Consider the following 13,906-nt stretch of genomic DNA (forward strand, 5'->3'; position numbering starts at 1 on the left):
AATGACTTATCTGCCGAAGGTCTCGGCGATCTCGGTCAGAGCGGCCGGGTCCTCGATCGTGGAGGGCGTCCGGTACGGCGAGCCGTCCGCGATGTCGCGCATCGTGGCGCGCAGGATCTTGCCGGAGCGCGTCTTGGGCAGCCTGCCGACGACCACCGCGCGCTTGAACGCGGCCACCGGCCCGATGCGCTCGCGGACCAGCGCGACCAGCTCCGCCTCGACCTCGCCCTCGCCGCGCGCCGCACCCGCCTTGAGCACCACGAAGCCCACCGGGAGCTGGCCCTTGAGCTGGTCGGCCACGCCGATCACGGCGCACTCGGCCACGTCGGGGTGCGCGGCGATGACCTCCTCGATCGCGCCGGTGGACAGGCGGTGCCCGGCGACGTTGATGACGTCGTCGGTGCGACCCATGACGTAGAGGTAGCCGTCCTCGTCGAGGTGGCCGCCGTCGCCGGTGAGGTAGAAGCCGGGGAAGCGCTCCAGGTAGGAGGAGTGGAAACGCTCGTCGTCGAGGTAGAGCGTGGGCAGCGTGCCTGGCGGCAGCGGCAGCCGTACGACCACGGCCCCGTCCACCCCTGGCGGGCATTCGTCGCCGGCGGGGTCGAGGATGCGCACGTCGTAGCCGGGCACCGGCTTGGTCGGCGAGCCGGGCTTGAGCGGCAGCAGCTCGATTCCGGCGCAGTTGGCGGCGATCGGCCAGCCGGTCTCGGTCTGCCACCAGTGGTCGATCACCGGGACGCCGAGCAGGTCGCCCGCCCAGTGGTAGGTGTCCGGGTCGAGCCGCTCCCCCGCCAGGAAGAGGTAGCGCAGGCCGTGCTCGACCAGGAAGGCGCCCTTCGGGTCCTCCTTCTTGATGGCCCGGATCGCGGTCGGCGCCGTGAACAGCGTGCGCACGTTGTGCTGGGCGACCACGCGCCAGAACGCCCCGGGATCGGGGGTGCCGACGGGTTTGCCCTCGTACAGGATGGTCGTGCATCCGGCCAGGAGCGGCGCGTAGACGATGTAGGAGTGCCCGACGACCCAGCCGACGTCCGAGGCGGCCCAGAACACCTCGCCTGGGGCCGCGCCGTACACGTGGGACATGCTCCAGTGCAGCGCGACGGCGTGGCCGCCGTTGTCGCGCACGACGCCCTTGGGCGCGCCGGTGGTGCCCGAGGTGTAGAGGATGTACAGCGGGTCGGTGGCCGCGACGCTGACGCACCCGGCCGGTTCCGCCTGGGCGACCGTGGCCTCCCAGTCGAGGTCGCGCCCCTGCAGCAGCTCGCAGCCAAGGGTGGGCCGCCGCAGGATCACGCACCAGTCCGGCTGGTGCGCGGCCTGCTCGAGGGCGGCGTCGAGGAGCGGCTTGTAGGCCACCGTCCTGCCAGGCTCGATGCCGCACGAGGCCGACAGGACCACCTTGGGCCTGGCGTGGTCGATCCGTACGGCAAGCTCGGCGGCCGCGAACCCGCCGAACACCACGGAGTGCACGGCGCCCAGCCTGGCGCAGGCGAGCATCGCGATCACCGCCTGCGGCACCATCGGCATGTAGATCACCACGGTGTCGCCTGTCTCGACGCCGAGGTCGCGCAGCATTCCCGCGGTCCTGGCCACCTCGTCGAGCAGCTCCGCGTAGGTGTAGGTGCGCACGGTGCCGGTGACCGGGCTGTCGTAGATCAGCGCCGCCTGGTCGCCGCGCCCGGCGCCGACGTGCCGGTCGACGGCGTTGAAGCAGGTGTTGAGCCGCCCGTCGGGGAACCACCTGGATCCGTCGTGCACGGTCGAGGGCTGCTCGTCCCAGGAGATGCCGAGGGCGGCCTCGCCCCAGAACCCCTCCGGGTCCTCGATGCTGCGCCGGTACACCGTGTCGAAAGTGCTCACTGACCGATCAGACCAGCGCCGCCCGCGTTAGGCAAGCGCCTCAGCCGACGTGGACGTGCGGCCTCCTGCGCAGATCCGGCTCGGCCTGGCGGATCACCTCGCGGGTCAGCGGCGGCACGTCGCCGCCGCCGAAGAACAGGTAGCGCAGCAGCGCGCCGATCGGGTTGCCCTCGGCCCAGTGGAAGTACACGTGCGGCGTCGTGCCCGTGGTGTCGCGCAGGTGGAACAGGATCGCGGCGATCGTGTTCGCCACGGTGGCGCTCTCGGTGGTCAGGATCCGGTGGCCGTGCCGTTCCTCGCCGCGCACGTGGACCTCGGACTCGAACTCCGAGGTGTCGCCGAGCGTGACCTCCAGGAAGATCATCGGCTCGTCGTCGGGCAGGTGGTGGTACTCGCGGGTCTCGCGGTCCTTCTCGTCGTACTCGGCCGCGTCGCGGGCGTCCGGCTCGTTGGCGATGATGCGCAGCTCGCCGGGCGGCAGGTCGGCGAGGATCTTCCTGGCGGCCTCGTCCAGGTCGATCCTGGTGACCCGCAGCTCGGTCGAGCGGGTGGCGCGGGAGACGACCGAGCTGACCACGATCGCGATGACGAAGAAGATCGCGATGCCGAGGCCGTCCGGCCGGTCGATGACGTTGACGATGAAGGCGTAGGCCAGCACCAGCGTGATCACGCCGAACGCGACCGCCGGGCCGCGCCGTCCCTGGCGCAGCACCGAGATGGTGACGGCCAGCGCCGCCGAGAGGATCAGCGCGAGCACGCCGGTGGCGTAGGCGCCGCCCTGCGACTCGACGTTGGCGCCGAAGATGATCGTGATGACGAACGAGATGGCCGTGAAGACCAGGACCAGTGGCCGTACGGCTCGCGCCCAGTCCGGCGCCATGCCGTAGCGGGGCAGGTAGCGGGGCACGATGTTGAGCAGCCCGGTCATGGCCGACGCCCCGGCGAACCAGAGGATGGCGATGGTGCTGATGTCGTAGGCGGTGCCGAACCAGTCGCCCAGGTACTGGTGCGCCAGGTAGGCCAGCGCCCGCCCCGACGCCTTGCCGCCCTCCTCGAACTCCTTGTGCGGGATGAGGATGGCGGTGGCGAAGCTGCTGAAGATCAGGAACACGCTCATGATCAGCGCGGCGACGGTCAGCAGCCGCTTGGCGCCCTTGATGCGCTGGGCCAGGTCGCCCTCGATCTGCGGCATGACCGCCACGCCCGTCTCGAACCCCGACAGGCCCAGGGCGAGCTTGGGCAGCACGATCGCGGACACCGCGATCATGGCGAGCGGGCTGGAGTAGTCGGTGGTGAGCGCGTTCTGCCAGTTGTCGACCAGCGAGGGGCTGGCCAGCACCTCCAGGATGCCCTTGCCGACGACGACCACGTTGAGCGTGAGGTAGACCGCGACCAGCGCGATGGCCAGCCCGATCGCCTCGCTGAAGCCGCGCAGGAAGATCGCGCCGAGCGCGGCGACCAGCAGCAGCGTGATGGGCACCTGCTGACCCTTGAGCGCCTCGGGGAAGAACGGGTTCTCCAGGACGTGCGCGGTCGCGTCTGAGGCCGACAGCGTGATGGTGAAGATGAAGGCGGTGGCCACGAAGCCGAGCAGGACCAGCACCAGCAGCTTGCCCCACCAGCTCGGCAGCAGCCGCTCCAGCATCTGGATGGAGCCCATGCCGTTGGGGCTCTCGGCGGCGACCACCCGGTAGGTGGGCAGCGCGCCGAACAACGTCAGCGCGACCAGCATCATCGTCGCGATCGGCGACAGCGCGCCCGCGGCGAGCGCGGCGATGCCTGGCTGGTAGCCGAGGGTGGAGAAGTAGTCGACGCCGGTGAGGCACATGACCTGCCACCAGGTGTGCCGCTTGCCGGGATGTTCGTCGTGCTTCCCGGATGACGGCTGCAATCCCTGCAGCAACCAGCCACGCAACGACATCGAGCACCCCTTATGAGCATTTACGGAATCAAGAGGGCACCCTACTAGTCATGACCACGTCATTGCCGTCCTGGCTCGCCGACATCCCGGCTTCGCAGCCGTACCCGCTCGCGTTCGCCACCGTGAGCGGGGCGCATCTGTACGGTTTCCCGTCCCGTGACTCGGATGTGGATCTGCGCGGGGTGCACGTGCTGCCGGTGACGCGGCTGGTGAGCCTGCGGGAGCCGGAGGAGACGATCACCCGGGACTGGGTGCGGCTCGGCGTGGAGGTCGATCTGGTCACGCACGACCTGGGGAAGTTCTGCCGTCTGCTTTTGCGGCGCAACGGGTATGTGCTGGAGCAGTTGTTGTCGCCGCTGGTGGTGGCTTCGTCGGAGGTGCATTCCGCGCTGGTGGAGCTGGCGCCTTCGCTTTTGACGCGTAACCACGCGCATCACTATCTGGGGTTCGCGCGCACCCAATGGGGGTTGTTCGTCAAGACGGGTGAGCTCAAGCCGTTGCTCTACACGTTGCGTGTGCTGGCCACCGGGACGCATCTCATGGTGGCCGGTGAGGTGGAGGCGGATCTGACGCGGTTGCTGGGGTACTGCCCGCCGTACACGCCGGACCTGATCGCGGCCAAGCGGTCGGCCGAGCATGGTGAGCTGCCGTCGGACGGACCTGATCTGGTACGGCTGGAGCAGGACGTGGACCGGATGACCGGGGTGCTCGAGGAGGCTTGTGCCGCGTCGCGGCTGCCGGAGAGTTCCGGGGCGTTCGAGGCGGTGGATGCGCTGGTGGTGCGGTCGCGGCTCGGATAATTCGGGCGACATTTCGGTTTTTATCTCGGTAAAGTGCTTTCTGCCGGGCGGCTCTTGGGTGTGCTTCCTTCTCTTCGAATCAGAATCAAGCGTGCCTGCTCTCCGCCCGGCTTTTTCATGTCTTTGGGAGGTTTCCCGTGAACGGTCCCGCCGAGATCCTTCTGCGTAAGAAGGGGCTGGTGTCTCCGGCGTTGTTCGCCACCGGGGATTGCCCGCCGCCGCCGTTCATGCAGCTGCCCAGGCGGATGCGGCTGGTGGTCGCCGATGTGCCTTCCGGGGTGGCTGCGCTGGAGTTCGAGCTGCTGCAGGTCGGGTATCTCGTGCCCGCCGCGTTGCACCACGCGCTGGCTGCTCTTGAGATGGATGAGCTCACCCGGGTGGGGCGGCGGCTTTTGCACGCGTTGCGGGAGCAGGTGGGGGCCAACGCCCACCACGTACCCCTTTTCCGGAAATTTCCGGACAGTGTGCCTGCGGACACCGCCGACTTCTACGTGCGGCGGGTCTTCACGCTGCTTCTGCAGGACCCCTCGCGGCCGTGCGTGTTGTGCGGGGAGGTGGGCGCCGTGCACGCTGTGCGGCCGTGCGCTCATCTGGTGTGCCGGGTGTGCTGGGACGGGGCCGACTTCAGCGCCTGCCCGATCTGCCACCGCAGGATCGACCTCGACGACCCGTTCCTGCTGCCTGACGACGCGGTGGTGGACCGGGACGCGGTCACCAGGACGACGTTGATGCGGCTGAGTGCCGACCCGGTCGGTGACTGCCGTGAGCTGGCCGTCGGGTTGATGACGCGGCAGACGCCGATGCCGCAGCACGACCGTTCTGACCTGGACGCGTTGCTGGAGGCGTTCTGGCCTGAGTCCGCCGCTTGGGTGCCGGAGAGCATTCCGGTCAAGGAGACGCGGGCGAACGTGCTGGCGTTCCTGCTGTCCCGCGACCCTTCCGCGGACCTGTCGCGGTTGGAGACGGCTACTGACGTGTTGCGGCTGCTCTACGTGCTCATGGGCGCCGACCCTGGGCTGCGGGTGCCTCCTGCGCGCCGCCGCTCGCTCCCCCGCGCCCTGCGCAGGTCACTGCTCGGGGCGCTGGACCGGATGGCGTTGCCGTACCTGGTGGAGGACCTGCAGCGGTACGGCGAGCAGTGGAAGCGCATGGGCGAGGTGCTCCACCCGGGCGAATACGCCAACCGCTTCCCGAACGTGGCGCTCGCCTTCGCCGTCCTCCGCGGCACCCCCATCACCTCCCTTATGGGCGCACGCCCACTAGGCGACCCCTCTTTGGCGGGCAAGCGCCCACTAGAGGGCGGCCTCGCCCCGACGGACGACCCGTCCGGCGTGGGCGGGCGCCCACTTGGGGGCCGCGCCGCCCCTACAGGCGACCCCTCTCCGGCGGGTGCGCCCCTTCTTGTGGGCGAGCGCCCACTAGGGCTGGCCCTTCCCGGTGGGGTTCCCGAGTCTCTGCGGGTGGTTGGCGGGCGGCTCCGGAACGTCTCCTTCGCCAGTCAGGTGGAGGGCGCGCTCGAGGCCGGGGAGCACGTGCGGGCCTTCGAGCTGCTCACCCGGCGTCCCGGCGAGCTCGCGCGCAGGCTGTCGCAGCTGCTCAGGCTCGACCCCGCCCTCCTGGAGCGGGACATCGGCAAGCCGCTGCGGCGGGTCGCGCCCGGGGTCCTGCTGGCCGCGCTCGGCCAGGTCCGCACCCCGCCCGGCGGGATGCGGCTGTTCCTCCCCCGCGGCGGCCAGGCAAAGGCCTGGCCCGTGCCCGACGAGCGCCGCGAGATCCCGCCCGCGACCGTGGCCGAGGCGGCGCGGCTGGTCGAGGACGAGCTGCTCCGGCGCGTCTCCGCGCTGCCGCCGCTGGCGTGCGCGCTCCTCGACGAGGGCCTCGCCGACCTGGTCGCGCCCACCTCCGAGCGGTCAGCCAGCGCGTCGCTGGTACGGCTGTCGCGCGGCAGCGTCCAGCCGCTCCCCGACGGCGACACGCTCCGCCTCTTCCTCCACTGGACCGAGCCCCCGGGCACCCGCGTCGACCTCGACCTGTCGGTCGCCGTCTACGACGCCGCCTGGCGCTTCGTGGGCCTGTGCGACTACACCCACCTGCGCCTGGGCGACGCGGTCACCCACTCGGGCGACCTCACCTCGGCGCCCGCGCCGCTCGGCTCGACCGAGTTCATCGACGTCGACGTCAGCGGGCTGGACGGCCGCTACCTGGTCCCGGTGGTGTTCAGCTACAACGACGTGCCCTTCGACGAGCTCGTGGACGGCTTCGCCGGGTTCATGGCCGACCCGCGCGGCCACTTCGACCCGCGTGCCGTACGCCAGCGTATGGACCTGACGGGCGCGGCCAAGGTGCTGCTGCCGCTGGTGGCCGACCTGCGCACGCGCGAGCTGTGCTGGGCGGACGTCAACCTCGGCGTGCGCGGCTACGGCCACGACGTGGACGCCAACAGCGACAGCATGGCCGCGATCGGCGCCGCGCTGCGCAGCGCGTACCGCGACCGGGTGACGGCGTGGGAGGTGGCGTCCTGGCACGCCTCCCGCGCCGGGCGGATCGTGGTGCGCGGGCGCGACGGGGCGCTGACGTCGGGCGGCCTGCCGTACACCGGGGACCTGAGCGAGGTGGACTTCGCCGTCCTGGTGGACTGGGACGTGGAGCTGCCGCCCGCCGCCGACGTCTACGCGTTGCGGCCATCGGGCAAGGTGATGGCAGACCTGTTGACCGAGCTGAAGGCGGACGCGTGAACGACGACCTGATCCTGTCGGTGGTGACCGGCTCCCGGGCGTACGGCCTGCAGACCGAGGCGTCGGACACCGACAGGCGCGGGGTGTTCGTCGTGCCGACCGAGCGGTTCTGGCTGCTGGACAAGCCGCCCACACACCGCGACGGTCCGCTGGAGGAGCAGTTCTCATGGGAGGTGGAACGGTTCTGCGCGCTGGCGCTGGAGGCCAACCCGACGGTGCTGGAGTGCCTGTGGTCGCCGATCGTCGAGCTGGCCACGCCGTTCGGCGAGGAGCTACTGGGGATGCGCAAGGCGTTCCTGTCGCAGCGGGCGCAGCAGACGTTCACCGCCTACGCCGACGCCCAGTTCCGCCGCCTCGATCCGGCGGCGCCGAAGTGGAAGCAGGCCATGCACATGATCAGGCTGCTGCTCAGCGGCCTGCACCTGTTGCGCGCCGGGGAGCCGCAGGTGGACATGGCGGCGTTCCGTGACCGGCTGCTGGCCGTCAGGCGCGGCGAGTGGGCGTGGGAGCGGGTGGACGCCTGGCGCCTCGACCTGACCTCCCAGGTGGGCGCCGCTGAGAGCGTGCTGCCCGCCGAGCCCGACCGGGCCGCCGTGGAGGCGTTCCTGGTCAGGGTGCGGCGGGCGAACCTGTGACCACGACCGACGGGAACGGGTTGTCCGGCAGCAGCAACATCCGGCGCACGTCGTCGCCGCGCGTGGCCGCGTCCAGGTGCAGCAGCGCCGCGCCGATCCCGGCCGCGCCGACCATGTAGCCCGTGTCCGCGGTGACCTCCCAGGGGCGCAGGCGGCGGTAGGCCTGCCACCACTGCCCGTCCTGCCCCGTTTCGACCAGGTGCTCGCCCAGCGTGCGGGCGAAATCGAGGTACGGCTCGCGCCCCGTCGCCGCCCACAGCCCCACGAACAGCTCCAGCAACCCGGCCACCCCGCAACACTGGCACGCCGTGTTCCAGAACCCTCTCGTCTCCTTGTACGGCACGCCGCTCGTCATGATGCCGTGCGCCAGCCGGTCCACCCAGTCGTGCTCGCCGAGCTCGTGGAACATCCGCGCCACCCCGGCCGAGCCCGAGCAGAAGCCCAGGTAGTGCAGGTCACGACCCTGCGGCACGTGGTGCGGCACGACGGCGCAGTTGCCCGCCACCTCGCTGACCTCGCGCACGAACCCCGCTCCCCTGCGCGCCGCCTCCAGGAAGCGCTGGTCGCCCGTGACGCCGTGCAGGCGCGCCAGCAGGAACGCGGTGCCCGCCGTACCGGGAAGGAAGCCCGGGGTGACGGCGTCGAGCGGCAGGTCGGCCGTGCATTCCTGGCCGAAGCGGTGGCCGGGGACGGGCATGGTGGCGATGCGCAGCCCGGCCTCGACGGCGGCCCGCGCGTAGGCGGGCTCGCCCAGGACGGACGAGGCGTGCAGGAGGGCCAGCGCGATGCCGCCGTCGCCGCGCTGGGCCGGGTCACCGGTCCACGCGGTGCGGTCGGCCAGGGTGTCGGCGATGGCGGCCGCCTGCTCGGAGTAGGCGGGCTCACCGGTCGCCCAGCCCAGTTCGGCGAGGCAGAACATGATGCCTGCCACTCCGTCGTACAGCGTCTGGTCCTTGACGGTCGGCCAGACCGAGGTGAGGTAGCGCGCGCCCGCGTGGACGTCGTCGAGGTAGGAGTCGTCGCCGGTGGCCTGCGCGAGCTCCAGGAAGAACAGCACGATGCCGGCCGCGCCCGAGTAGAGCGAGGCCGGCCGGTGCGGGAGCGCGGCGCGGTCGCCCGCGCTCCAGTGCCTGCCGCGCGCGTCGTCGACGGCGGACGAACGGATCCACCGTCCGGCGCGCGCGGCGGCCTCCAACGGGCTCATACGGTCCAGTGTCCTACCGGGTGCATGCCCCTGACTATAACCCACTTAGCTCATAGGTTATAGGGGTTATTCGTATGCAGACAGCACCAGACGCACCGAGAAGTTGACGTATCCGGCGCGTTCGAACGCCTTGGCCATCGGCAGGTTGGTGGTGTCGGTGTCGGCGAGGATCCGCTCGACGCCGCGCTCGGCGTGGAAGCGGGTGATCTCGTCGAGCAGGTCGGCGACGTAACCCTGGCCGCGGAACTCCGGCACGACGCCCAGGTAGCCGACCACCGGGCCGCCGTTGTTGGCCTCCGGCAGGGCGAAGCCGATCAGCCTGCCGTCCGGGGTGTGGGCCATCCGCCACCACGAGCGGTCGCCGGGCATGGACTTGTACCCCTCGACCTCCTCGCGCGCCTGGTCGACCGGGTCCATCCTGGTCAGCGCCTGGCGGGTGTCGAAGTCGAGGCTGCCCTGGGCGACCTGGCGGAACGCCTCGACGAACACCTCGTCGTCGGGCTCCTCGGTGAAGACCACGCGGGTCGAGGGCTTCGGCATGGGGGCGAGCGGGGTCCACTGGTAGCGGAGCCGTTCGAGCTCCTGCGTCAGGCCCGCGCGGGCAGCGGCCTCCTGGCGCCAGGCGATCGCGGCGGACGCCGTCGGGTCGTCGCGCCAGCCGTTCTGCAGGAAGACGTGGTAGGCGGGGCGGTCGCCGAACGCCTCGTGCGCGGCTTCCAGCAATCCGGCGGCCAGGCCCACCCGGTCGTCGACCGACGGGTGCACGTATATGCAGTCGAGGGCCAGGGGGTTGTCACTGTTCGCGAAGGCCCACCAGACGGCGCGGGCCAGGATCTGCCCGTCCTGTTCGGCGATCCAGATGCGGTCGTGGCGGTATTGCCCGTCTTCGAGGTTGGACAGAAGGCGGTCGGGATGGGCCCAGCTGATGGACTCGTCGACGACGCAGGAAAGCAGGTTGTCGAGGTCAGACTCGACGGTTTCGCGGAAAAGCAAGGTTCCTCCGTTGTGCGGCAGCGATCATCTCAAGTCATCCTTTCTTCCGGGGGATATCTGGCTGGGCGAGTGTAGCGGTGCGCCAGTATGGAGCGCATGGACGCCTCAGAGGTACCCCTGCTCCCACCGGTGCGGCTGCCCTCGCGGGCCGCGCTGGCGGCGGCGGTACGCAGCAGCCCGCTGGGGTCCTCCTTGTCTGGTTCCGCTTCCTCTGACGAGGTCGTGGAGGTGGTGCGGCGGCTGGCCGAGGCCGCCGTGCTGGAGGACGACGAGGAGGTCCTGGCGCTGTGGGGGGCGGTTTGCCGGGTGCTGCTGCTTCCCCAGGAGTTGGGCGAGCAGGCTGTCACGTTGACGTTGCTGCGGTTGTTCTTCGCGCGGGAGCCGCTGGACGGTTCGTCCCCGTCGTTGCTGGTACGGCTGGGCCTGGTGGAGCGGGTGGACGGCTCCTATGGGCTGACGGGGTTGGGGCTTTGGGCGGGGCGGGAGCTCGCCAAGGACCTCCTGGGCCAGGACGTCCCCATCCTCGGCGCCTTCGCCACCTCGGGTTCCGCCGCCCCTTCTTCCGCCTTCGGGAGTCCTGCGGCCGATCGTGGGGCTGGGGCGTTGTTGTGGGCCTTGCGCGCTTATCCGGAACGGGAGCGGGACGAGGAGCTGGCCGGTTGGCTGGCGGGGCGGGACGCGGGTGAGGCCGCCCAGGAGATCGGTGCGGCGCTGGCCACGACGAGCCCGCTGGGCAGGGCGGTCGGGGTGGAGCTCCTGGCCACCCGGCTCGGGTCCTCCGGAGCGCGGGTGCTCGAGGAGCTGCTGGAGACGCCCCGGGTGGGGTCGCTGGTGGCGGCCCGGCTGGGACGCACCGACCGGGAACCCGTGCCCGAGGAGGTCTCATGGGTGCTGGTGGACATGGCGGCGGGGCTGCTGGAGTACGGGGGCGAGGTGGAGCAGGTGATCGAGTCGGTCTCGATGGGGATGGATCCTGAGGAGCTCGCCGACACGATCGCCATCCTGGCCTTCGGCGACCACCCGGCTACGGAGCCGGTGCTGCGCATGTTCGCCGAACACCACGACGACACGCGCGTGAGCGCCGCCGCCCGCAAAGCCCTCCGCCGCCACCACGGCCTGACCTCCCCCTGACCACCCCACCAAGGGGTGACGCGCTGCCCCCTGGATGCCGCAAGCACCCACACGCACATGGCCCTCCACCCGACCCCGCGCGGGCACCCTCGCGAGATCACGCGCCCCACGCCCGTGCACCCAGTGCGCTCAACCCCCTGAGGAGAGGTGGGGGTGGTGGGGCGCGGGTAGAGTCTGGAGGGATGACAGAGCACACGATCTCCCCGCAAACCGGTTCCCTGCTCGGCGACGACACCTACGCCTGCACCTGCGGCGCCGTACTCGCCGGACGCATGACCGCCGAGCTGCACGCCAGCGAGAACAACCGCTGCACCGTCTGCCTAGGCACCGCCCAGGAGGAGATCGCCCCCGGCCTGGTCCGAGGCTGCTCGTCCTGCGCGGGCACCGGCCGCCGCCGCGAGCAGATCACCTGGCAGCTCGCCCACTCCGAAGCCGAGCAGGTCATCACCCTGGCCATGGTCCGCGGCGTAGTCGCACAGATCGACCGCCCGTTCCACCTGTCCGAGATCGCCGACGCGGTCAGGGCGGGCCTGCGCCTGGTGCCCGGCCGCCTGCCGGTGGGTCCGCGCGTCCGCGACCTGCTGCTGCACCTGCAGGCCATGGGTGAGGTCGTCATGGTGTCCGCCCCCGACGAGCTCATCGACGACGTCCCGACGTTCCTCTACAACGACCCCCAGTTCCAGCGTGTCGGCACCCTGTAGGGACTCCGGGAGATTCCGCCCCGCCCGTGCGAGGCATTCCTGTCGATTCCGGCCCACCCCGTTCGTGTAAGGGGTAGAAGACCGGAAACGGGAGGATCGACATGAAGCAATACCTGCTCAGCATGTACCAGCCAGACGGCCCCAAGCCCCCACCCGAGTTCCTGGAGCCGGTGATGCGTGAACTCGCCGCGATCACCGAGGAGATGCAGGCGCAGGGTGTGTGGGTGTTCGCCGGCGGCCTGCACCCGCCGGGCACCGCGACCGTGGTGCGCGCCAAGGACGGCGACACGTTCTTCACCGACGGCCCGTTCATCGAGGGCAAGGAGCACCTCGGCGGCTTCACGATCATCCAGGCGCCCGACCTCGACGCCGCGCTGAAGTGGGGCAGCAGGATCGCCGCCGCCACCACGCTACCGATCGAGGTCCGCCCCTTCGCCGGCGATGCCTGACGCTCCCCGAAGGCCGACGCCCACAGCCCTTCCAAGGAACGCCCCATCAAAGGGCGGCCTCCCGCAGCACGGCTCCCCTGAGGGCACGCCCTCAGGGGACGCCCCTCCCCGCGAGGTCCCTCCAAGAGACGGTCCCCCGCCGACGGACGCACCTCCACAAGAGGTCCCTCCAGAGGGCATTCCTTCTGAGGAGGTGCTGCTGGAGGGGGTGTTCAGGCGGGAGTACGGCAGAGCCGTGTCGGTCCTCGTCCGCGCGCTCGGCGACATCGATCTCGCCGAGGACGCCGTCCAGGAGGCCTTCGCCAGGGCTGCCGAGTGCTGGCCAGAGGACGGCCTGCCGCCGAGCCCAGCCGGATGGATCATCACCACCGCCCGCAACAAGGCGATCGACCGGCTGCGCCGCGAGGCGTCCAGGGACGACCGCCACGCCCAGGCGGCCCTCCTGCACGCCCAGGAGGACCCCCAAGAGGAGGGTCCGGTGCGCGACGAGCGGCTCCGGCTGATCTTCACCTGCTGCCATCCCGCGCTGGCCCCGTCGGTGCGGGTGGCGTTGACGTTGCGCCTGCTCGGCGGCCTGACCACCACCGAGATCGCCCACGCCTTCCTGGTACCGGAGCCGACCATGGCCCAGCGCCTGGTCAGAGCGAAGGGCAAGATCCGCGACGCGGGCATCCCCTACCGGGTCCCACGCGACGCCGACCTGCCCGACCGCCTCGCCGCGGTGCTGGCGGTCGTGTATCTGATCTTCAACGAGGGATATACGGCCAGCGAAGGCGAGCACCTCGTACGCGACGACCTGTGCTCCGAGGCGATCAGGCTGGGCCGACTACTCCTGGCCCTGATGCCGGACGAGCCCGAGGTCATGGGCTTGCTGGCCCTGATGCTGCTCACCGAGTCACGCAAGGCGGCCCGTACGTCAGCGTATGGAACCCTGGTCCCACTCCCCGCCCAGGACCGCACGTTGTGGGACCCCAAGCTGATCGCAGAGGGCCAGGACCTGGTCAGACGGTGCCTCCGCCGCGGACAGCCCGGGCCGTACCAGATCCAGGCCGCGATCAACGCCGTCCACAGCGACGGCCCGGCCACCGACTGGCCTCAGGTCCTGACCCTGTACGACCAGTTGACAGCCGTCGCCCCGAGCCCGGTGGTGGCGCTGAACCGGGCGGTGGCAGTGGCCGAGGTGTACGGCCCGGCCGCCGGTCTCGCCGCGACCGAGGGACTCGGGCTGGACGGCTACCACATACTGCATGCCGTACGCGCTGACCTCCTCGACCGCCTGGGCCGCAAGCGCGAGGCCGCCCAGGAGTACGACCGAGCGATCGACCTCACCGCGAACGCCAACGAGCAAGCATTTCTTCGCAGCAAACGCGCCCGCCACCCATGACCCGCCATCTGCGACACCGCCGCCCACAACAAGAGCCGCACCGCTACACGCGGCGCCCCACATGGGCGATGTCGCTGTCGCACGCTGCCCTTC

At 70.8% G+C, this 13,906-nt stretch carries 11 protein-coding genes; 7 read left to right on the forward strand and 4 right to left on the reverse strand.

The genetic code is table 11. The annotated features are described in order from the left end of the window. Window positions 1-6: 6 nt before the first annotated feature. A complete protein-coding gene (locus ACIBG8_RS10480) occupies window positions 7-1,860 on the reverse strand; it encodes a propionyl-CoA synthetase (protein WP_397342368.1) in 1,854 nt (617 codons plus the stop codon). A gap of 40 nt (window positions 1,861-1,900) precedes the next feature. Beyond that, window positions 1,901-3,781, reverse strand: coding sequence for an amino acid transporter (locus ACIBG8_RS10485; RefSeq protein WP_397342369.1), 1,881 nt, complete (start codon window positions 3,779-3,781; stop codon window positions 1,901-1,903). A gap of 50 nt (window positions 3,782-3,831) precedes the next feature. Here ACIBG8_RS10485 and ACIBG8_RS10490 point away from each other — a divergent pair, with 50 nt between their 5' ends. The 3 genes from ACIBG8_RS10490 to ACIBG8_RS10500 all read left to right on the forward strand — a co-directional run bounded on the left by ACIBG8_RS10490 (window position 3,832) and on the right by ACIBG8_RS10500 (window position 7,951). Further along, the gene (locus tag ACIBG8_RS10490) at window positions 3,832-4,581 is read left to right on the forward strand and encodes a DNA polymerase beta superfamily protein (RefSeq protein WP_397342370.1); all 750 of its coding nucleotides are present in this window, start codon (window positions 3,832-3,834) and stop codon (window positions 4,579-4,581) included. A gap of 137 nt (window positions 4,582-4,718) precedes the next feature. Further along, window positions 4,719-7,316 carry an RING finger family 4 domain-containing protein gene (locus tag ACIBG8_RS10495; protein ID WP_397342371.1) on the forward strand — a complete coding sequence of 866 codons (2,598 nt, stop codon included), beginning with the start codon at window positions 4,719-4,721 and terminating at the stop codon, window positions 7,314-7,316. Next, a complete protein-coding gene (locus tag ACIBG8_RS10500; RefSeq protein WP_397342372.1) occupies window positions 7,313-7,951 on the forward strand; it encodes a DNA polymerase beta superfamily protein in 639 nt (212 codons plus the stop codon). The genes ACIBG8_RS10495 and ACIBG8_RS10500 overlap by 4 nt, the downstream gene beginning before the upstream one ends. On the opposite strand, the gene ACIBG8_RS10505 is transcribed toward ACIBG8_RS10500, so the two are convergent. Both ACIBG8_RS10505 and ACIBG8_RS10510 read right to left on the reverse strand, forming a co-directional pair. Beyond that, on the reverse strand, window positions 7,926-9,155 hold the full coding sequence (locus ACIBG8_RS10505; protein WP_397342373.1) for a lanthionine synthetase LanC family protein: 1,230 nt from the start codon (window positions 9,153-9,155) through the stop codon (window positions 7,926-7,928). The two genes, ACIBG8_RS10500 and ACIBG8_RS10505, sit on opposite strands and share 26 nt — an antisense overlap. A gap of 66 nt (window positions 9,156-9,221) precedes the next feature. Further along, entirely contained in the window at window positions 9,222-10,148 is a 927-nt protein-coding gene (locus ACIBG8_RS10510; RefSeq protein WP_397342374.1) for a GNAT family N-acetyltransferase, read from the reverse strand. A 96-nt stretch (window positions 10,149-10,244) separates the two neighbouring features. On the opposite strand from ACIBG8_RS10510, the gene ACIBG8_RS10515 reads away from it, so the two are divergent. From ACIBG8_RS10515 to ACIBG8_RS10530, 4 genes are all read left to right on the forward strand, one after another. Continuing rightward, entirely contained in the window at window positions 10,245-11,279 is a 1,035-nt protein-coding gene (locus tag ACIBG8_RS10515; RefSeq protein WP_397342375.1) for a hypothetical protein, read from the forward strand. Window positions 11,280-11,461: 182 nt separating this feature from the next. Then, window positions 11,462-11,980, forward strand: a complete 519-nt coding sequence (locus tag ACIBG8_RS10520; protein WP_397342376.1) for a hypothetical protein — start codon at window positions 11,462-11,464, stop codon at window positions 11,978-11,980. Between the two features lie 101 nt (window positions 11,981-12,081). Beyond that, window positions 12,082-12,429 (forward strand): YciI family protein, encoded by a 348-nt coding sequence (locus tag ACIBG8_RS10525; RefSeq protein WP_397342377.1) that lies wholly within the window; start codon window positions 12,082-12,084, stop codon window positions 12,427-12,429. Between the two features lie 193 nt (window positions 12,430-12,622). Beyond that, entirely contained in the window at window positions 12,623-13,813 is a 1,191-nt protein-coding gene (locus tag ACIBG8_RS10530) for an RNA polymerase sigma factor (protein WP_397342378.1), read from the forward strand. Window positions 13,814-13,906 lie beyond the last annotated feature (93 nt).

The organism is Nonomuraea sp. NPDC050556 (assembly GCF_044457355.1).
Taxonomy (GTDB): Bacteria; Actinomycetota; Actinomycetes; order Streptosporangiales; family Streptosporangiaceae; genus Nonomuraea.